At 41.6% G+C, this 20,700-nt stretch carries 15 protein-coding genes and 2 rRNA genes; 6 read left to right on the forward strand and 11 right to left on the reverse strand.

The window, feature by feature from the left end; all coding sequences use genetic code 11:
- Positions 1 to 400: 400 nt before the first annotated feature.
- The 4 genes from ilvC (at position 401) to ACKI39_RS04100 (ending at position 5,013) form a co-directional block, all read left to right on the forward strand.
- On the forward strand, positions 401 to 1,882 hold the full coding sequence (gene ilvC, locus ACKI39_RS04085; RefSeq protein ID WP_407397926.1) for a ketol-acid reductoisomerase: 1,482 nt from the start codon (positions 401 to 403) through the stop codon (positions 1,880 to 1,882).
- A 52-nt stretch (positions 1,883 to 1,934) separates the two neighbouring features.
- Positions 1,935 to 2,507, forward strand: a complete 573-nt coding sequence (locus tag ACKI39_RS04090; protein ID WP_318691186.1) for a hypothetical protein — start codon at positions 1,935 to 1,937, stop codon at positions 2,505 to 2,507.
- Positions 2,508 to 2,679: 172 nt separating this feature from the next.
- Positions 2,680 to 3,465: an NAD(+) diphosphatase gene (nudC, locus tag ACKI39_RS04095; protein WP_407397928.1), complete on the forward strand. Its 786-nt coding sequence runs from the start codon at positions 2,680 to 2,682 to the stop codon at positions 3,463 to 3,465.
- Between the two features lie 42 nt (positions 3,466 to 3,507).
- Positions 3,508 to 5,013 (forward strand): phosphohexomutase domain-containing protein, encoded by a 1,506-nt coding sequence (locus ACKI39_RS04100; RefSeq protein ID WP_407397930.1) that lies wholly within the window; start codon positions 3,508 to 3,510, stop codon positions 5,011 to 5,013.
- 11 nt (positions 5,014 to 5,024) lie between these two features.
- On the opposite strand, the gene rimO is transcribed toward ACKI39_RS04100, so the two are convergent.
- The 5 genes from rimO to ACKI39_RS04125 form a co-directional block, all read right to left on the reverse strand.
- On the reverse strand, positions 5,025 to 6,488 hold the full coding sequence (gene rimO, locus ACKI39_RS04105; protein ID WP_407397932.1) for a 30S ribosomal protein S12 methylthiotransferase RimO: 1,464 nt from the start codon (positions 6,486 to 6,488) through the stop codon (positions 5,025 to 5,027).
- Between the two features lie 161 nt (positions 6,489 to 6,649).
- Entirely contained in the window at positions 6,650 to 7,765 is a 1,116-nt protein-coding gene (locus tag ACKI39_RS04110; protein WP_407397934.1) for a helix-turn-helix domain-containing protein, read from the reverse strand.
- Between the two features lie 15 nt (positions 7,766 to 7,780).
- On the reverse strand, positions 7,781 to 8,452 hold the full coding sequence (locus tag ACKI39_RS04115) for a LolA family protein (RefSeq protein ID WP_407397936.1): 672 nt from the start codon (positions 8,450 to 8,452) through the stop codon (positions 7,781 to 7,783).
- A gap of 76 nt (positions 8,453 to 8,528) precedes the next feature.
- Positions 8,529 to 9,659, reverse strand: a complete 1,131-nt coding sequence (locus ACKI39_RS04120; RefSeq protein ID WP_407397938.1) for a Gfo/Idh/MocA family protein — start codon at positions 9,657 to 9,659, stop codon at positions 8,529 to 8,531.
- Positions 9,660 to 9,666: 7 nt separating this feature from the next.
- A complete protein-coding gene (locus ACKI39_RS04125; RefSeq protein WP_407397940.1) occupies positions 9,667 to 11,136 on the reverse strand; it encodes a glycoside hydrolase family 32 protein in 1,470 nt (489 codons plus the stop codon).
- 78 nt (positions 11,137 to 11,214) lie between these two features.
- Between ACKI39_RS04125 and ACKI39_RS04130 the strand changes: the two genes are divergently transcribed.
- Entirely contained in the window at positions 11,215 to 12,756 is a 1,542-nt protein-coding gene (locus tag ACKI39_RS04130) for a RecQ family ATP-dependent DNA helicase (RefSeq protein ID WP_407397942.1), read from the forward strand.
- Positions 12,757 to 12,795: 39 nt separating this feature from the next.
- On the opposite strand, the gene ACKI39_RS04135 is transcribed toward ACKI39_RS04130, so the two are convergent.
- The 4 genes from ACKI39_RS04135 to ACKI39_RS04150 form a co-directional block, all read right to left on the reverse strand.
- Positions 12,796 to 15,690, reverse strand: a complete 2,895-nt coding sequence (locus ACKI39_RS04135; RefSeq protein ID WP_407397944.1) for a M16 family metallopeptidase — start codon at positions 15,688 to 15,690, stop codon at positions 12,796 to 12,798.
- 65 nt (positions 15,691 to 15,755) lie between these two features.
- Positions 15,756 to 16,331 (reverse strand): hypothetical protein, encoded by a 576-nt coding sequence (locus tag ACKI39_RS04140; protein WP_407397946.1) that lies wholly within the window; start codon positions 16,329 to 16,331, stop codon positions 15,756 to 15,758.
- Complete coding sequence (locus ACKI39_RS04145; protein WP_407397948.1) at positions 16,321 to 16,929, reverse strand: hypothetical protein; 609 nt, start codon at positions 16,927 to 16,929, stop codon at positions 16,321 to 16,323. The genes ACKI39_RS04140 and ACKI39_RS04145 overlap by 11 nt, the downstream gene beginning before the upstream one ends.
- Positions 16,930 to 16,953: 24 nt before the next feature.
- On the reverse strand, positions 16,954 to 18,735 hold the full coding sequence (locus ACKI39_RS04150) for a S1 family peptidase (protein WP_407397950.1): 1,782 nt from the start codon (positions 18,733 to 18,735) through the stop codon (positions 16,954 to 16,956).
- A 173-nt stretch (positions 18,736 to 18,908) separates the two neighbouring features.
- Here ACKI39_RS04150 and ACKI39_RS04155 point away from each other — a divergent pair, with 173 nt between their 5' ends.
- A complete protein-coding gene (locus ACKI39_RS04155) occupies positions 18,909 to 19,847 on the forward strand; it encodes a DUF4349 domain-containing protein (RefSeq protein ID WP_407397952.1) in 939 nt (312 codons plus the stop codon).
- A 217-nt stretch (positions 19,848 to 20,064) separates the two neighbouring features.
- On the opposite strand, the gene rrf is transcribed toward ACKI39_RS04155, so the two are convergent.
- Both rrf and ACKI39_RS04165 read right to left on the reverse strand, forming a co-directional pair.
- A 5S ribosomal RNA gene (gene rrf / locus ACKI39_RS04160) occupies positions 20,065 to 20,173 on the reverse strand.
- A 116-nt stretch (positions 20,174 to 20,289) separates the two neighbouring features.
- Positions 20,290 to 20,700 (reverse strand): 23S ribosomal RNA (locus ACKI39_RS04165); the annotation flags it as partial.

Genomic DNA, 20,700 nt, shown 5'->3' on the forward strand with positions numbered 1-20,700 from the left:
AACTCCTCAACGTTGTTTTTACTGTTCTGAAAAACAACATTGATTACGTTCCTGTTTTTCCTCCTGATGTTGACATCTCAAAACTTGCAGAAAAGGCAATTAAATCTCAATCATCTAATTGACATTTCATAGCAGGTCTTACTATATAATTAAACTGAAAAATATAAAAAGAGGACATTTTAACAAAGAAATTTATCGAGGGGTCTGTCCCTATTGAATTTAACGAAATAATTTCAATGGGGACAGACCCCATTGAAATTAAATCCTTCAAAACTGATTTTTTTTACATATATAGTAAGAAATTCACTCTTTTTGATTTGCATTTTTCCTTCACTTAATATATAATTAATAAACTTTAATTATACTTAATATTTTTTAGTATTTATACAGGAGTAAAATTATGGGTGAAAACTATTTTAACTCAATTCCATGGCGCAAGGCTCGCATGCAGCTTGGACACTGCCGCTCAATGGCTAAGGAAGAATTTGCAGACGGCGTAAACGCACTTAAGGGAAAGAAGATCGTTATCGTAGGTTGTGGTGCTCAGGGTCTCAACCAGGGTATGTGTCTCCGCGATTCAGGTCTTGATGTTTCTTACGCACTCCGTAAGGAAGCAATCGCAGAAAAGCGCCAGTCTTGGAAGAACGCTACAGAAAACGGATTCAAGGTTGGAACATACGAAGAACTTCTTCCTACAGCTGACCTCGTTGGTAACCTTACTCCAGATAAGCAGCACACTCCTGTTATCACAGAAGTACAGAAGCACATGAAGCAGGGTTCAGCACTCTGGTACTCACACGGCTTCAACATGATCGAAGAAGGAATGCAGGTTCGCAAGGACATCACAGTTGTAATGTGTGCTCCTAAGGGACCAGGTACAGAAGTTTGGCACGAATTCCAGCGCGGATTTGGTGTACCAGATCTTATCGCAGTTCATCCTGAAAACGACCCAGAAGGAAAGGGTTGGGCAATTGCAAAGGCTTTGGCTGTAGGTATGGGCGGTTCAAAGGCTGGTGTTCTTGAATCTGACTTCGTTGCAGAAGTTAAGTCTGACCTTATGGGTGAACAGACAATCCTCTGCGGTATGCTCCAGGCTGGTACAATCGTTTGCTACGACAAGATGGTTGCAGACGGAATGGATCCAAAATGGGTTACAAAGTTCCTTATGCACGGATGGAACGTAATCACAGAAGCCCTCAAGTGGGGTGGTATCACAGGTATGATGGATCGTCTTTCAAACCCTGCAAAGCTCAAGGCTAACCAGCTTTCAAAAGACATCAAGGCTCTCCTTGCTCCACTTTACCAGAAGCACATGGACGACATCATCTCTGGAGAATTCTCTAGCACAATGATGAAGGACTGGGCAAACAAGGATGCAAACCTCCTCGCATGGCGCGAAGAAACAGGTAAGCTTGCTTTCGAAACAATGGAAGAATCAACAGACGAAATCAGCGAACAGGAATACTTTGACAAGGGTATCATCATGGTTGCTATGGTTAAGGCTGGTTGTGAACTTGCATTCGAAACAATGGTTGACGCTGGTATCAAGGAAGAATCTGCATACTACGAATCACTCCATGAAGTTCCACTTATCGCTAACCTCATCGACCGCAAGCGCCTCTATGAAATGAATAAGGTTATTTCTGATACAGCTGAATACGGATGCTACCTCTTTGCACGCGTTGCAGCACCAATGATGCAGAAGGATCTTATGCCAAAGGTAACAACAGAAGTTATCGGTAAGGGTCTCAACGTTAAGGACAACAGCGTAAACAATGCTGAACTCGTAAACGTAAACGCAGAAATCCGCAACCACCCAATCGAAGTTGTAGGACGCAAGCTCCGCGCATACATGACAGCTATGAAGCCAATTGTTGGTTAAATAGTCCACACCAACTCGCAAGAGTTGGTGTATTATTCTACAGGAGATATTTATGAATTGTTTTTATCACCCGGAAGTTCCTGCTGTCGCTACATGTGGCAGATGTGGAGTTGCTTTATGCAAACATTGTGAAGGAAGTGCATACTACAGACTTGGAGCAGGGAAAGGACAAGCTCTGTGCGGACGATGTAGTGTTGCAGAAGCCCAGGATAAAGTAAACGAGGAAAAGAGATATTTGAAGAAAACTTTGATTAAGTTGATAATATGCGGTTACTTTGTAGTTAACGGTACAGCATCTCTTATACGGGCTTTTAACAGTGATGGATACACAGACTCAGTAGATATGCAAACATGTATTTTAATAACACTTGTATCGTATACAATAGCAGGACTTGTATCAAGAATTGGTCTCAAGGTGAAGAACGAGTCACTCAAAAATCAAGTATGGAATGCTTTTTACAATTACGAGCATCCAATTTCAAGTTTTCTTATAAGTTTCATCATCAATGCACTGTTTGCACCATTTATGTTCATTGCGCACTTGATAGGGTACTTTAGAACAAAAAAATTATACAAAAATGATATTGAAGAATTAAAAGAACTTCAACAATATTTTGAGCTGTAATTTATGCAACTGAGCTGTCCCAAACAAGGGCAGCTCTATTTATTTACAGACAGAGGGGACAGACCCCTATTTTTTTCTCCAAATTTACCACTACTAACATAATTTTTAACAGAAAATCACATAAATAACGCCTCCAATACCATAAATCATTCATTTAAGTTACAATACATCTATGCCTATACATACAAAACCAGCAAATTTCATTTACAAACACAATATTGCAATCAAGGGGACAGACCTCCTGTTGACTACAGAGGGTAATTTACCAACCTCAAAAAATATGGAATCCCTATGCAGCATTGCCCTGGACTGGTTTTCAGAAGATTTATACGGCTACACTGCCCTTCTTTTGAAAAATGATGCTGAAATACCTGACAACTTTACCCTTTGCCCTATCCGAAGGTTCTTCTATGAACGCAAGGAGCTTGTTTTCATTGCCGCCCGTGCCAAAAGCCTTCTTTCCCAGCGCCAGATGTACAGATTTTGCCCGACCTGCGGGGACAGACTCCTTGACGACACGACTGAAAGCGCCCTATTCTGCCCAACATGCAAAATAAAGTTCTTTCCCCGCATAGAACCTGCTACCATCACATTGATTTCCCGTGGTGATGAAATTCTCCTTGCCCGAGGCAAACGTGGTCCATACAAAAAATTTGCCTGCATATCAGGGTTTGTTGAGCAGGGAGAAACCCTTGAGGAATGTGTTGCCCGCGAAGTAAAGGAAGAAACAAACCTGGATATAAAAAACATAAAGTATATGGGAAGTACCGCATGGCCTTTCCCTGATCAGCTTATGCTTGAATTTACCGCAGACTATGCAGGTGGAGAACTAAAGATCCAGGAAGATGAACTGGAGGAAGCAAGATGGTTCCGTAGAGATCAGCTGCCACCACCAGAGGATCTTCCTCAGCCAGGCTCAAGTGCATGGAATCTTATTTTTGGTAATGCAAATAAGTAAAAAAAATATTATAATTGTATCAATCTTTTATTGGAGAACATTATGGAACAGAATCTCATGAAGCTTCAGAACGGAAGCGATGTTCGCGGAATCGCCCTTGAAGGCGTTGCTGATGAACATGTAAACCTTACAGAAAACGCATGCAACAGAATCGGTCAGGCATTTGCAATCTGGCTTTCTAAAAAATGCGGAAAGAATATTGCAGACCTTAAAATTGGTATCGGTCGTGATGCCCGTGTTACAGGTCCAGCCCTCCTTAAGGCAACAGCAGCAGGTATGGCATCGACAGGTGCAAAGGTTTATGACTGCGGTCTTGCAACAACTCCAGCCATGTTCATGTCTACAGTTTTCGACCAGACAAAGTATGACGGTTCTGCAATGCTTACAGCAAGCCACCTTCCATTCAACAGAAACGGAATCAAGTTCTTTGATGTAAACGGTGGTCTTGAACACGATGATATCACTGATGTTCTTGCAATAGCACAGGAAAAGGCAGAAAGCGGAGCAGCAGACTTTGCAGGTTCTTTTGCCCTTCTTGAAACTTATGCTGCACACCTTAAGAATACAATCGCAAAGGAACTCGGTGCAAAAGACGGAGACAAACCACTTGCTGGACTCCACATAGTAGTTGATGCAGGAAACGGTGACGGCGGATTCTTCGTAGACAAGATTCTTCAGCCTCTCGGTGCAGACACAACAGGAAGTGCTTTCCTTGAACCAGACGGAATGTTCCCTAATCATATTCCAAACCCAGAAAACAAGGATGCAATGAAAGCAATTCAGAATGCAACAACAAGCAGCAAGGCTGATCTTGGACTTATATTTGATACAGACGTTGACCGCATGAGCGCAGTATTCAGTGACGGAACAGAAGTAAACCGCGACAGCATCATCGCCCTTTTCTCTGCAATCCTCGCACCTTCTTTCCCAGGAAGCACAATCATCACAGACAGCGTAACAAGCGACCGACTTACTTTCTTCCTTGAAAAGAAACTTGGACTCAAGCACCTTCGCTATATGCGCGGTTACAAGAACGTAATCAACAAGTGCATCGAGCTCAACTCAAAGGGAGAAGTTTCACCACTTGCAATGGAAACTTCAGGCCACGGTGCCCTCAAGGACAACTACTATCTTGATGACGGTTCTTTCCTTGCAGTAAAACTCATCGTTGCTCTTGCAAAGGCAAAGAAAGAAAACAAGAAGATTGAAGACCTTATTGGAGATCTTCCAGCTGCGGGTGTTGAAGGCGAATACAGATTCAAGATCAAGGCTGAAGACTTCAAGGCTTACGGAAAGAATGTTCTTGAAACTTTCAAGAAGCGTGCCAGTGAAAAGAATTTCGACATGCCTGAAAGTTTTGAAGGCATCCGCATTTCCTTCCACGATGAAAACGCAGAAGGCTGGATGCTATTAAGGCTTTCCCTTCACGATCCTGTAATGCCTCTCAATGTTGAAGGCAAAACACAGAAGGATAAGGATGCAATCATCGCCTATGCAAAGGAAATGATTGCAGGTTTCGACCAGCTCGATGTAAGCTGCCTTAACTAAGAGTTTTTTAATCAACCAACATAGAAGCCGTCGATGTCAACTTCGCTTGATGCGACGGCTTTTACTTTTACTACAGCACCAGGAACGATTGCCTTTACAGCCTTCTTGTCATCAAGGTCATAGCGGATAACTACATTGCCGTCAACTTCAGGTGCTTCAAACCAGGCTCGTCCGATGGCAAGCCCTTCATCTGTTCCCTCAAGGTTCTGGACAATTTCCTCAACAAGAACGTCATAGGTTTTACCAACGCGCTTTTTCAAAAGTCTCTGTGTAATTTCATGCTGAATGGCAGTAAGATTTGCAGCACGCTTTACAGCAACACTATGAGCAACACGACCTTTCATCTTGTAGGCAGTAGTATCATCTTCACGGCTGTAGTCAAAGCATCCCGACCAGTCGCTATGAATTGTTTCAAGAAACTTTACTGTATTCTCTGCATTCTCTTCCTTTTCCCCTGGAAAACCTGTGAGGAAAGTAGTCCTGATACAGCTGTCAGGAAGTTCTTTTCTGATTGTCTTAACAAGTTTTGAATAGCTTTTGAAGCTTCCTTTTCTGTTCATGGAATGAATGATTTCGTCATCACCACTCTGGAAAGGAATGTCAAAGTAAGGAAGAATCCTTTCATCCTTTTTAATGAGTTCAAGGACGTCCGTATTGAAATGATCAGGGTGAATGTAAAGAAGCCTTACCCAGAATTTTCCCTTAATCTTTGAGATTTTTTCAACCAAAGAATACAAAGGTGTTGCTCCATAATTTTCAGTAAAACTTTTTTCATCAACAAGCGGCTTTTTAAGATCATGGTACATGATTTCATGCCAATCTTTTTTTCCAAATTTTCCCTTATCCTCAATTCCGCAACCATAGGCTGCAAGGTCCTGTCCAATGAGGTTGATTTCAAAAACACCTTTCTTTAAAAGAGCTTTGATTTCAGCAATGATTTCATCAACAGGACGAGAACGAAGTCTACCGCGAATAAGAGGTATTGCGCAGAACGAACAGCAGTTGTCACATCCTTCTGTGATTTTTACAAATGCACTTCCTTTATATGAAAGAAGATCGGTTCTTTCACCGCAGAAAACACCTTTCTGTTCGCCTTTAAGGACAGGACGCTTTTTTGCTTTTGAGAAGACATCCTTTACGGCCTTGTCCAGCAACGAAAGATCACCATTTCCTACGATTCCGTCTGCCTCAGGAAGATCTTTTTCAAAAACTTCTGCATATCGTTCAGCAAGACATCCTGTCAAAATAATTTTCTTTTCAGGATAGGCACTGCGGGCATCAAGCAAAGAATCAAGACTTTCTTTTTTTGCACTTTCAATGAATCCGCAGGAATTAACGATGATAAGGTCTGCTTCATCTGCATTCATCACCTGAACGAGTCCAAGGTTTGCAAGACGAGACATGATGATTTCGCCATCCACCTGATTTTTTGCACATCCATGCTGATCAAGAAAAAAAGTCTTTGCTTTTGCCATATTTCTACTCCGAAAAAAAAAGGACTGTCCAAAAACTCAATCCAAGGTGGTTGAGCTTGTCGAAACCACCACTAAATGTGTGATCGTCATTTCGACAGGCTCAATGACCGCAACGCTGAAACCTTTTTAGACAGCCCAATTCTTTTTATTGCAATAAATTTCTATTCAAGTTCAATAAGAACAAGGCGATACTTTCCGTCGCTGTCACGAACCCATTTGATGTCCTCAGCCTTGACTTCACCTGCGCGACCAACTTCAAGATCATAAGTTGAAAGACCAGCTATAACGCGGATCTTAAGTGCATTGTTGTTGCTCATCCAGAGGCGAGTACCGTTGTTCGAGTTGACCGCAACCTGATCACCGTTCTTGAAGTAATCTTCAACATAAGTGTTTCTGTCGCTCTTGTAGCGGAACAGACAAGATCCGCGGAATGTTACATTGATTGTAAATGGATATGCACGTGTATCTTCGTGAATTACGACGCGCTTCGAATTGTTCTTAACGCTGCCTGCAGATGGAATTTCTGCAAGTTCAGTTCCTTCTTCATTGCTGTTGATTTCTACTACAGAGGTTTCTCCCTTCTTTTCTATAAGGCGAACTTCTGCACCGTGGTTTCCATCGTCTGTAGAAATATCACTCAAGTAAACTATTACATCCGCAAAACCATCGCCATCGACATCAAGGTCGCGCTCTTCACTAAGCTCGACAATCTGTGTTCCAGACGGCATAAGAAGAGCAAGTTTTCCCTTTGTTTCACCAACAGTGATGACGATGTTACCGTTACCCTGTTTTGTAGGGAAAAGAATCTGATCACCCTTATAGAATCTTTTTGTCTCAGACTTGCCTGTAAATTCATACTGATGTATTTTTTCTTTTTCCGTTGATTTCTGAGCCTTTTCCGCAAGCTTCTGTGGAACATTGAAAACACTGAAGTAAAGGTATAGACCGATTCCAAGAACCACCGCAGCACTACCAGCAATGATGGAAGGTATAAGGTATTTAGGCTTATGCTTGATAGTAAGTTCAATCGGAACAGGAGCTTCCTGAATTTTCTTTGCATGGTATAGATGCAGAATTTCCTGGGCATTCACACCAAGGAATTCACAGTAGTTCGTAAGAAATCCAGTGAAATATGACTCACCTGGAAAATCATCGGAACGTTCTTCCTCAAGTGCAATGATATAGTTCTTCGTTATCGCTGTTGCACGCTCAATCTCTTCAAGAGAAACATTCTTCTCTTCGCGTGTCTTACGCAGAAGTTCTCCGTAGCTTTCCATATATCACCCTTTCCCTTATTCTGATAGCAAGAAGTTGTTGTAGTTGTTAGCAGATGACGGCGGATCGTACATGAAACGCTGGTCACTGATGTTTGAATTCAATTTATAGTTGAAGATGTCAAAAACATACTCTTCATCCTGTGCCGTAGTTGCATGAACACGACGGATGAGTTTTGTTGAAGGATCAACGGAAAGTTTTATTTCCCTGAAAGACTCTGTCGCAGAACGACGCTGTAAAAGGAAATTTACAACCATTTCGTCACTGCCTTCATCGAGAGGAACAGCCGTCTGACCTGACTCATAGGCTACTGTGTAGTAACGGCGCATAAGAGAAAGACCTTCTGCAGTTGCTGCGTTTGCCGCTTTTGAATCATTGCCAGATACACTCTGCTCAAGAATTGCAGAAGATCCAGGAAGATAGATGGTAAGATCATTGCCATTAAAAAGGACTACCTGTTCAGCAGGATTTGAGAAATCAATACGCAGCATCTCTGGTCGCTTGTAACTGATCCTGCCTGTCATTTCAGACTTTCCGATCTTTACAACAACATCCGCTTCGTAGTCCTGAATCTCTGAGTATCTATCGCTAATCGTCTTAAAAAAATCACTGGCTGTAGTAATTCCCTGTGCAAAGGTCAAAACTGACGCAAAGGCAAGGCACAAGGCTGCAGTTATCAACTTTTTCATTAAATGAAACTCCAATCTATTTAAATAGAAACATTCAATACATTATAAAAATAGATTGGATTGTTGTCAAACCATGCTATTTGAGTTTTTCCTTGATTTCCTCAAGCACTGCAAGGGCATTTATTCCTGTCTGCAAAGTTGAACGCAACGGTTTTTTTCCATCCAAAAAATCAACGGCATTCTGAACCATATTGGCAAAATAAAGGGTCTTCCGAGGAGACTTCCTTCTCCTATCACTCTGGAGAGAATAGAAACCTGAATACAGACGTGATTTCTCCCTTTTATAGAATTTCAGGAATCCATTTCCTATGCATATTCTTCCCTCAGTTCCAGTTATGTCGATTTCGAAACCAAAAAACCTGGATCTGCCGCTTATGACGATGGAAACATCTGGACATTTTTCAGTTGAATAATGGGCACTCATCTGGCGAACATTACCATTTTCATCCCGAAAAACACCAGTCATTACAGGATTGTTCAGCAAAGTATTAACTGTCCTGATTTCAGTCCTGATCTCCTCATTGCAATTCTCCGCTCGTTTCAAAAGCCCTTTGTTTTCTTTTTCCACAGGAACTTTCTTTACTTCAGAAGGAATTCCATCCTCCTCAAGGAAAAACAAAACCGCATCAACAAGATGTGTACCGTCATGGATAAGGCTGTAGGCTCCAGTCTTTTCTTCCGCACGGTTGTATACACATAAGCTGGAGCAAAGTTCCGCACGGATGGACTGGATTTCTCCAATCCGAGACATGTATTTTTTTGCGGCGATGAAATCTTCAGCAAAACGGCGTTCATGATTGATAAGGATATTGACCTGATATTCGTCGGCTTCCTCTTTGATCCTTTCGGCTTCCCTAAGGTTCAAGGCAACAGGCTTCTCAAGAATTATGAGGCGAGGTTTTGAACGGATGGCATCGATGGCTTCCCTCATATGTGCATTTTCATTCACAGCTATGGTAACTATGTCTGTCTTGGTACGGGAATACAAAGTGGCACTGTCAGGATAAACAATTGCCTTTTTATTGGCATCATGCCAATGAATGAGCTTTGTCTGGTCTGTGTCACATCCTGCGATTATCTTTACCCTTGAGTTGTTTTTTAAAGCCATGGTATGACTTGCAGGCTGCTCTCTTTTTTTATCCAACCCAAGAGAATAGCCGATACGGCCACATCCAATCAACGCCGCTGTGTACTTCTTTCTTGCCATGCAGACATTATACAAGAGTGTAGAAATTGTAGTCAAATGAAAGATTTTCTGATGTCACAAACCTTATTTCAGTAGCATCCTTGGGTGCATAAAAAACATTTGTAAAAGCATACTCACCGTCAGAAACAAATACTTCAGCACTGCTGATGTCGCACACCATTCTAAGATCAAACATTCCATCAACAGGAAGCTCAAAGCGGAACCGTCTGAAGCTTTCACAGTCTTTCCGCGTTCCACTTTTACTTCTGTCAAAACTGATTTCCAGATTTTCAAAATCAATCATCAGATCGCAACAGTGCACATCATCGCAGGCTATCTTTATATCAAGGATACCGCTATTCTTGCCCACATCCTTCATCTTGAGTTCAAGATCAAAAAATCTGCCGTTAACACCCTCAAGTGCAGTCTCTTTTTCTGATTCAAGGACGGCTTTCCCTTTTATTGGATTGCATCTCATTGAATCAAGTTCCTTTACAGGATGCTGATAAAGCTTTCCATTTTTAATTTTTAGTTCTCTAGGCAATGTCATCATCCCTGACCATGGATAATCATCAGGAGTACTGAATCCTTCCCAACGATGCATCCAACCAACCATTATGCGTCTTCCATCAGGAAGCAAGGTCGTTTCAGGTGCATAGAAATCAATTCCAAAATCTATCTGCTTTACGATTTTTCTATTAAACTTCCATGTACTACGATCCAGTTTTCCAATCATGAACACACTGTTGTTACCATCATGCCAGCCTTGCTCAAGGTCTTCTTTCATTTCCTGAGGAGAAATAATGATTACATCTTCACCGTCAAGTGAAAACAGATCAGGACATTCCCACATCATGCCAAGCCTACATGAGCTTCTATCTGCAACAGAAACAAATTCCCAATTCCGTAAATTCTCCGACTTAAAAATCAACAGTGCACCGCTTCCATCATCCGTCTTGATGACAGCTGCAACATAGTAAAGTCCATTTTCTTTCCACAGCTTAGGGTCGCGAAAGTGGGCCTTGTCATACTCAAAAGGAATATTTGCTGCAGTAATCACTGGATTGCCGTCAAATTTTTTATATTCAACACCATCACCGATTGCAATAGATTGATTTTGAATCGTATTCCCCTCAATTACACCTGTGTATACGATGACATGCTTCCCGTCATCTTCAATAGCTGTCCCAGAAAAACAGCCATCGGCATCGGCTTCCGAATCAGGTGCCATTGCGACAGGAAGAAAATTCCAATGAAGAAAATCCTCGCTCATCGCATGCCCCCAATGCATAGGACCCCATCTATTGCTGTACGGGTGATATTGAAAGAACAGATGAAGCCGCCCATTAAAAAAGGAAAGTCCATTGGGATCATTTATCCAGCCACAGGGAGAAGCCATATGGAATCTAGGTCGCAAGGACTTAAGTTCATCTGTGGAATCTATTCTTCCAAGACATTCTTCCTGAATAAGATTTGCATCATCAAGGAGTTTACTCATAAAAAAGATTATAGATTAGGCCTGACAAAATGACAATTTTTATTTTTTTTCGGTTATATAAATAACATGGAGGAATTAATGAACGAAAACGAAATCCAGTTTCCAGCTCAGAAAGCAAGCAGCGAAGATATTCAGACAGATGACGCAGCACTCATTGCAGCCCAGAAAGCATTTGGAATCACATACCTTTATCCATGGCAAAGAATTGTAATCGCAAACATTCTTGATGCACAGATACCAAGTGAACTTAAAGAAGATCCAGGTGATTCCGACGACACGGAATTATATAGAGGAAAACAGATAGTCCTTTTACCAACGGGAGCTGGAAAATCCCTTTGTTTCCTGACTCCATCACTCCTGTTGAAAGGTGCGACAATGGTGCTTTACCCATTACTGGCATTAATGTCGGATCAAAAAAGAAGGATGGATGAAGGAGGAATACAAAGCGTAGTCTTCTGTGGCGGGCAGACTAAAGAACAGAGAGAAGAAAATTTTCGTCAGATAGAAAATGGAGCAAAAATAATCCTTGCAAATCCAGAAGTCCTTCAAAATCAAAGTCTTGTAGATCGGCTCGCAAAGTGCAACATCTCCCACATTGCAATCGACGAGGCACACTGCTGTGCTGAATGGGGAGACACATTCAGGCCTGCCTATCTTGGACTTGGCAAAGTAATAGAACAAATCAATCCCCCTGCAGTAACCGCCTTTACCGCCACCGCATCTCCTCAAGTTCTTTCTAGAGTTTCGGAAATTCTTTTTGGAGGAATGTCTCATGTAGTAAGAAGTGATTCTGACAGACCAAACATCCACTACGAAGTAATCAACACCTATGCAAAAAAACGAACCGCATTCATGCTTGCAATCCAGCGGTCAAAGCCTCTAATCATCTTCTGCGGAACAAGGAAAAAATCAGAAGACATGGCAAGAGAACTTGCAGCCTATTACGGAACGAACAAAGTAAAATTCTATCATGCAGGAATGGAAAGATCAGAAAAAGATACGGTTGAAAAATGGTTCTACCCAAGAACAGATGCAATACTTTGCTGCACATGTGCATTTGGTATGGGCATTGATAAAAAGGATATACACACTGTAATTCACCTTGAACCAAGCCCAACCGCAGAAGCATACATTCAGGAAGCAGGGCGTGGTGGAAGAGATGGAAGCATCGCAGACGCCGTCCTTCTTTGGAGTCCTCGAGACAGCATGGCAGCGGAAAAATTTGCCAAGGGCAGCAGAGAAAGGGTGTTGAAGGAATTTGCAGAAAGCGAAACCTGCCGTCGACAGGTTCTTCTTGATGCACTCGGTGGAGAACAGACCGCCTGCCAGGGATGCGACATCTGCAAACGAGGGAAACCTGCACCCAAAGCAAGAGATGGTCAACTTGTCCTTGATCTTGTCCGCCATCATCCAAAACGATGGACTGTTGATGAGCTTAATTTTCAAAGTGCAGAATTCCTGAATAAAAAAATTGCCGCTGACCACAGAATGAATTTCTATGAACACAGCGACACTGATGAAATCATTTCTCAACTGGTGGATCAAAAACTCATCAGAGAATGCAGATTCCCATTCAAAGGATTGATGGATGTCGGATCGTCAAAACAGAGGCATGGATGATTTCCTTCTTGATCCATACACATGTTTCAGCCTCATTCTTCATTCAAGCACAAGGTTCTTTTCGTTACCTGGGAATGTCACCGCATACCAGGTAGAATTTCTTTCCACCCAATATTTATTGAACACCCTTACAACATCATCAGCAGTCAATTCTTTTATCCTCTCAACTTCCTTAAGATCGTGATCCATATCCTCGTAATACATTATGTCGGACATGATTCTAAACATCTGGCCGCTTGTAGTCTTTGAACTGCCATATTTTGAATTAATCCATTTGCTTTTATAGCTCTCAAGATTTTCTGCAACCGTAGAAAAAACATATGTTCCATCATCATTGGATTTTTCAACGATGACTCCTTTACTCATATAACCCATGGCTTCCTTCACAGCCATTCCTACCTTCCCATAGTCAGACACCTTGTAAAGATAATCCTCACTCACGGGTGCCTTGCTTGTAATCACGTTTGAAGATGGAGTATAACAGACTCCATGATGTTCACGGACAACATTGTAAAGAATGTCGCTGTAAATCATTCCAGCGAGAAATGCAGGAACTGTATCAGGATTGTCTATTGAAGGACTTGCAAAAGCCCGAACACAATAGGCTGTCCCCGCTGCGGAAGGATGCGTAACAACAACTGGCTTTTTATGCTCAATCTTAACCTGAGGAATATCTTTGCTTTCATGTTTTTTTGCTGGATCAAATTTCAACTGCCCGATATTTCTGTTCAAAGTCTTTATGAGTTTTTTTGTATTGAAGCTTCCCGTTGCAGCTATGAAGAAATCCCCACCACCGAGTATCTGGTCATGGACTTCCTTCATTCTTTCTACGGTGATGTTGTCAATGGAATCAGGTGTCACACCACCAACAGTTTCATAAGGATGTCCTTTGAACACATCCTTTGTCATAGTCCAGGACAATAGAGACTCTGGAGAATTCATTATCCTCTGAACCCTCTGCGCATTTCCATCATTAAGGTTCTCTATTACATTTTCCGCAAATTCAGGATGGAGAAAACCATCGATGAACACATCCATATAGCCGTCAAAATATTTTTCCATTCCGTACATATAGAGAACAGAACCTCTGGTACGGCAATATTTATCAATCGTAATTCCATTGTCGTACTGCATCTGATTCCTTGCTTCCATGGAATATTTTTTTGAAGAAGATGACATTACATCAAAGAGACATCCTTCAAGTCCAGAAAGGTCAGGTTTATATTTTTCATAGCCTCCCAGACAACCGATGGCAATGGCATTCATTTTGGAATTGGAATGCTGTACATACACCTTGATTCCATTCTTCAGCTGAACCACATCGACATTACGTTTTCTATCCACTTCCTTGTAAGCAGAACTATTTTTTTCTGGAATATAGATCCTGTCTTCCAGAACAAAGTCGGTCTCCTTTGGAAAATCCTTTACATTCACCGCAAATTTTTCTTTCTTCCACCAGATCTCTTCATCGCTCTTAACCTCATAAAAACCTGCTTCCAGGAATTCACTTCTTGTCTTTTCATAGACTGAAGGATTAACAATTACTGTTACAAGAGCATTCTTTGAGACAATATATTTTTCTATAAATTTCTGAACTGAATTTTGCTTGACAGGTTTTTCCTTTTTATTTTTAAGAAAGTATTCAATCTCTCCATCAATCCAGCATTGCCGAGCCAATGTGACAAGACTTTCTGGAGTTTCAGAACGACGCACAAGGGAATCTTCCTGACTGTTTCTGTAGTTCTTCATATTTCGAGAGGTAAATAAACTCTTGTCAACGCCTATTTCTGGATATAGTGAATTCTGAATATATGATGAAATATCCTTTGCCCGCTCCGCCAGTTTTTCTCCAGGTTCCTTAACAAGGACATAGCACCCCAATGATGAATTTTTTCTTCCCAAGGATAAAAATGAACCAGCATAGGTCAAATCTGGAATTTTATATTCTTCTTTCTTCAACAGGGATGTCTTAAACTTTGAATTAGGCATTCCAAGAATATAATCAAGATAGGCTCCGTTTTCGCAATCTTCATAGTCATAATCAAAATCAGGGCCACGCCAGGTAATTTCAATTTCCGCAAGATCTGCAGACATTCTATCATATGGCATTACGATGAATTTTTTTTCGTTCAATGGATTGGTGGAAGCCTGTGCGCCAGTGACCGATACAATCTTCTGAGAAACAACACCGACTGTGTTCTTCCAGGTGCCATATATTTTCTTTACAAGTTCATAAGTTTCCTGTGGATCAACATCCCCCCCAACAAAAATTGCGGAGTTGCATGGAATATAGAATTCCTTCTGCATGTTTCGCATCTGGGCAACGGTTGCATTGCTGACAACATCAAAACTTCCCCGTGGGTCGGTTCTATAAGGCTCATCAGGAAACAACAGAAGATTTGTGTAATAATGAAGCACATAGGAAGGATTTGCCTGATCACCTTGAATCTCACTCAGGACAACTTTCTTTTCATTTTCAAATTCCTTTTCAGAAATCAAAGGGGTACGAATCGCAGCATTCCAGAAAGCAAGTCCCTCCTCCAGTTTCGACGAAGGAATGGTAAAATAATAATTTACATAATCATTTGAAGTCGTTCCGTTACGGGATGTAACACCAAGATCCGCAAGGGCCTTCGTAACACTTGCAGCATCCTTATATAGAGAATTTCCCTTGAACATCATGTGTTCATACAGATGAAACAGACCAGAAGTTTCCTTTGTCTGGCTGATGGCGCCTGCACGCACTGCAAGTTCAATATAGACAAGTGGAACGCTGTGGTTTTCAGCTACATAAAGCTCAAGTCCGTTATCCAGTTTATATCGGAACAAGCCATCAATCTTTGTTTTTTCCGCCACCGCATTAAACGAAACAACCGCAGCAATGGCAATGAATAAAAATGTCTTTTTTAAGTTTTTAGTAAAAAAAAATGTCATAACCACATTCTGTTACAAAAATGCAGTTATGACAATAATCCAGCTCTTATGAAAAATGATGAATATTAGTTTTCCTTTTCCCTTATCTCGGCATTGAAGAGTTCAACCTCACCCTTGGCTTTTGCATTGAGCCATTCAGAAGCCTGCTCATATTCATCCACATACTTGATTGAAACATACTCAAATGTCTCAGGGTCGATTGTAATTTCCCACGAACCAAGATAAACATATTTTGTCTTTTCAGGTACTTCACATTCTCCAAAACTTGGAATGGAAAGCATCGAGCGTGGATGCTTGAAGACATAGAAATAACCTCTTGGCATTGGAAGCTTTCCATTGTAACCACTTCCATAGATACGAGATGTGAATTCACCGTTTTTATAGCCGTTAGAAATATCTGATGAACTAATCGAATTATCCTCGTAAATACTATCGAGAAATAATTCCAGTTCCTTTGTTTTCGCTGGAAGCTGAAGCATCTTCTTCATGACGTCCTTGTTGTAATCACAGATAATTGTATACTTCCATACACCGCAGATCTGTTTTCTTACTGTAGGTTTCATAAATCTCTCAGCAAAGGAACTGCCGACGAAACAAATGAGAGCACAAAGCACTGCACAAATCTTTTTCTTATTTTTCATCTGAATCTTCTCCTGTTGCTTTTTTATACATTTCCTTTACTTTTTCAAGCTCAGCAGTCAAAGGCTCTTCCCACTCTGTAGCCTTGTAATCAAAGATGAGTTTCTTGAGAGCAGCAACTCTCCCTTTGAGTGTATGTTCAAGAATTTTCTGATCATTAACCTTTCCAATTTTGATTCCCTCAAGATCATTGTAGTAGTCCATGTCCACCATCTTGCCTTCCCAGTTCTTGTAGCCGAGATAGTAGACGCAATGCTTCTTTGGAGCCTTAAAGTCATATCCACTGCCACCGCAAAGACCAGGAAAATTGAATCCACTAAAGTAGGAACCTTCTGCCATCATGCGGATCATCCTGTAGTTTCCTCCGCAAACAGCCTCTCCATAGTAGTAGGAAGGACCGATGATTGGCCTTGCAGACTTTGTCTTCGTCAGGATAGATGAAGGCAGTTTTGGATCAATCTGGACAAATTCAATTTTTTCAATCATAGTATCCCACCCATGAAGACCATAGACAAGGCATGTCTCAACTTTCTCATCCTCAGCATGAAGACTGAATCCAAGTGACAACATGGTCACTACAAGTAAAAGGAACTTTTTCATAAATTCTCCCTCCATATATATTTTTTACTCACCCAAACCAATTCCAAGACCAACAAAGAAGCCCTTGTTGTCAACATCGATGTCTCCTGAGTAAGAGCCTGTTCTCTTGATGCTGATGGAATTCTGAACATATCCTGCAGAAAAATAGATTGTTCCAAAGCTTTCTGTTCTACGGCAGATTTTTAGTCCACCCATAATTTCCTTAAGAAATCCAAAATCACTGTCATAGAATCCAACCTTAAGTTCTCCTCTTCCCATAGGAACAAGATACCATTCACCAACTCTGATTGGAACCTGAAGATTCAAGCCTGCACCGAAAGCATTCAAGCCTTCATCCGCAATCTTGTTTCTTTCAAAATTGAAACCAACTCCAAAGAAGTCATTGGTAAAGACATCAACTCCAATTGCAAAAGCCTTTCCACTAGCATCAGGGTCAACATTAGGTAGCATCTTGAAATCAAAACCCAAATAATATGGAGTCTCTATGGAAATGTCCGTATTAGATTTCTTTGTCTTCTTTGAATCCTTTGACTCAGACTTTGTGTCAGTCTTATTTTCGGAAGAGGAAGATTTCTTTGCTGAACCCTTCTTTGACTTTTTCATGTCGCTGGAATTCTCAATATCACTCATGCGCCAGAATCCAGTGAAACCTGTGCTTTCATAGATCCATTTTGTATTTACAGTCCTGTCATCAGTCTTGATTTCAATTGAATAGAAATCATTGTCGAGTTTTTCGGGCTGTCCTACTTCTGCATTCTTGATGAAATCATTCTTCGTGAGTTCCTTGTATATCTTAAGGGCACTTGCATAGGAAAGACCTTCAAGTGGTGAATAGTTAACATAGGCACTTCTTACTACAGCTCTGTCATTGCTTGAAGAATTCCTCAATGCCTTTATGAATGACTGGACACCGTTTTTCTTTACATAGTCAAATGAAATAAGTTTTGCAAGGTCTCGAAAAAGAACATTCTCATCCTCGAAAAGGGACTTCATGTCTGCAACTCTATTGCTAAGGCTTTCTACAGAATTGTTGGATTTCTTTCCGTTGATTGCATCAGAAATAAAGCCTTCGATTGTTGCCGATGGCAAGGAAATGTTTGTACTCTGACGATAGAAGAATTTCCATGTGTTAACGCCTACAACCTCATAGCGCTCCCCTTTCTTTACAAGAAGAGGTCCACCGCTTGATCCGCTGTCAACAGGAGCCGAATGCTGAATAAGCTTTGTGATCTCTGGGTTTACGAATTCCTTGATAGCAACACTTCCGTTGGTAACGTTTCCCTTGCCGAACTGCCATACAGGTTCATTGCCAAGTCCAGGGAATCCTGCAGACCAAACCTCATCACCGTCCTTTGCAGGTGTTGCAGAAAAAGAAAGCCCAGTCTTAAAAGGGCGTTCATTCTTTTCAAAGGCAAGCAAGGCAATATCCAGGTCTTCATCAGTTGCAACTACAACAAGATTTTCAAACTTCTGAACGCTTCCGTCTTCCTTTGTGAATTCCACTACAGCACCTTCACAGCGATGAACAACATGACGATTCGTTACGATGTAATTGCGGCCATCCCTTGCAACATAGATGAATCCACTTCCGAATGTATTGCCGACGCTTTTTTCCATGAGTTCAGAATAATCGGGATAACCGTTGATATTAAGTTCATCAGCAGCTTCCTCACAGAACTTCTTTGTTTCATCAAAATAGCTTTCTCGTACAATACAGATTTTTGACTTGAGCTGTGCAACAGATTCTGCATTAAGGCAAAACACAGTCATCAAAACCATTGAAATTGACAGAAATGATTTTTTCACTTTTTCCAAATCCTTACTTTCTTATAGTTTCCTAAGATTTTAATATTATTTCATTATTGATATTCCGCCACAATACTATACAAAGCTATAGAAAGGAATAATTGGATTGCACCGCAAATGTAACAATGGCATGATTAATTTGTTCAATATATAAAACTATGAAGGAGCGCATCATGGATAAGAACAAATTCAAGAGACTATTTGCAATAGGCTTTACCGCGGTATCAATCCTAGCTGTTATCGTAGCGAACAATAGAAAAGAAAATTTGTACAAGGCTGAACTAATGAACTATTCAGCTGAAAGGCCAAGACTTGCAATGACAAAGGTAAGCAGCAAAAGAGCCTCTGAACCAATCAGCAACATGGCATATTCAGATGCCATAATCGAAGAAGAAAGCTTTGCTTCACCTAAAATGCATGAGGATTCTGATTCACAGGACAAGAAGGTAATCAAGACCGCCGATGTCAATCTTCAGGTCGAAAGCCTTTCAGGAACTCTAAGCTCCATTGAAGAATGGGTAAGAATCAATGATGGCTACATATCATTCTCTAATGAAAGCTCCACAAATCTGAATATTACAGCCCACATACCTGCTTCCAAATTCGATGCTGCAATGGAATCCTGCGGAACCCTTGGAAAAATCATGAACAAGAGCATCAATGCCGAGGATGTTACGGAGCAATACTATGATCTTGAAACACGCCTTGAAAACAAAAGGATTCTGGTCAAAAAATTCCAAGAATACTTGAAAAAAGCAACCAATGTAAAGGAAATAATGCAGGTAGAATCTCAGCTTGCAAGCACAACCGCAGAACTTGAAAGAATGCAAGCCCAAATGAACCGAATGTCAAAGGAAATTACATATTCAAGGGTACATTTCTACGTCCAGCTACCTGCAAATCGTACGGAAAATGGAATCATACTTCCTGATACAAAATCGGAATTCTCTGAATTCATCAGCAACCTGGTGAACTTTGCACTCCATTACCTATGGTCCATCCTTTACATCGCCATTTGTGGCACTCTTCTTGTAATTCTGTTCATTGTTGTTTACTGGATATGCTTTGGACGTATTGGACTTATAAGAAAACTATTCAATAAGATAAAATAGACAATAAACCCCGCCGCCATTGGGATGCATGCAAGTCACCCTTGAGTTTTACATGTCATGCCTGGTCCGGGAGAGCAACTGAATTTAAAATAAAAAAGCCGGCAGCCCCAGCACCGCACGCACCTGCTACGGTGCTGTTTCCCGGATTCGCAGTCCCTGCGAAAGCGGTCTGGTTGTCTTTCCAGATCGTTGTAACTTTTCAGGTTTAAAATAAAAAAGCCGGCAGCCACCTACTTTCCCGCTTTCGCAGTATCATCGGCGCAGAGGTGCTTGACTTCCGTGTTCGGAATGGGAACGGGTATTGCCACCTCGCCATGGCCACCGGCATCTATCACTATGCCTGCGCTCGTCGGATCAGGGCTCGTCGCCGGGCTCCTCGGAGCTTCTCGTACAGTTTCATATATGGAATGCATTCAACATCTTCTCAAGGTGAAGCGGTGATATGGCCAAGCCGCACGGACTATTAGTACTGCTCGGCTGAACGCGTCGCCGCGCTTGCACCTGCAGCCTATCGACCGGATATTCTCTCCGGGTCCTTCAGGGGGATCGAATCCCCTGGGATGTCAAGTCTTGAGGCGTGCTTCCCGCTTAGATGCTTTCAGCGGTTATCACTTCCGAACTTAGATACCCTGCGCTTGCCGCTGGCGCGACAACAGGTAAGCCAGAGGTTCGTCCACCTCGGTCCTCTCGTACTAAAGGCAGCTCCTCTCAAACATCCAACGCCCGCAACAGATAGGGACCGAACTGTCTCGCGACGTTCTGAACCCAGCTCACGTACCGCTTTAATTGGCGAACAGCCAAACCCTTGGGACCTGCTCCAGCCCCAGGATGCGATGAGCCGACATCGAGGTGC

This window comes from Treponema sp. (assembly GCF_045641405.1).
Lineage (GTDB): Bacteria > Spirochaetota > Spirochaetia > Treponematales > Treponemataceae > Treponema_D.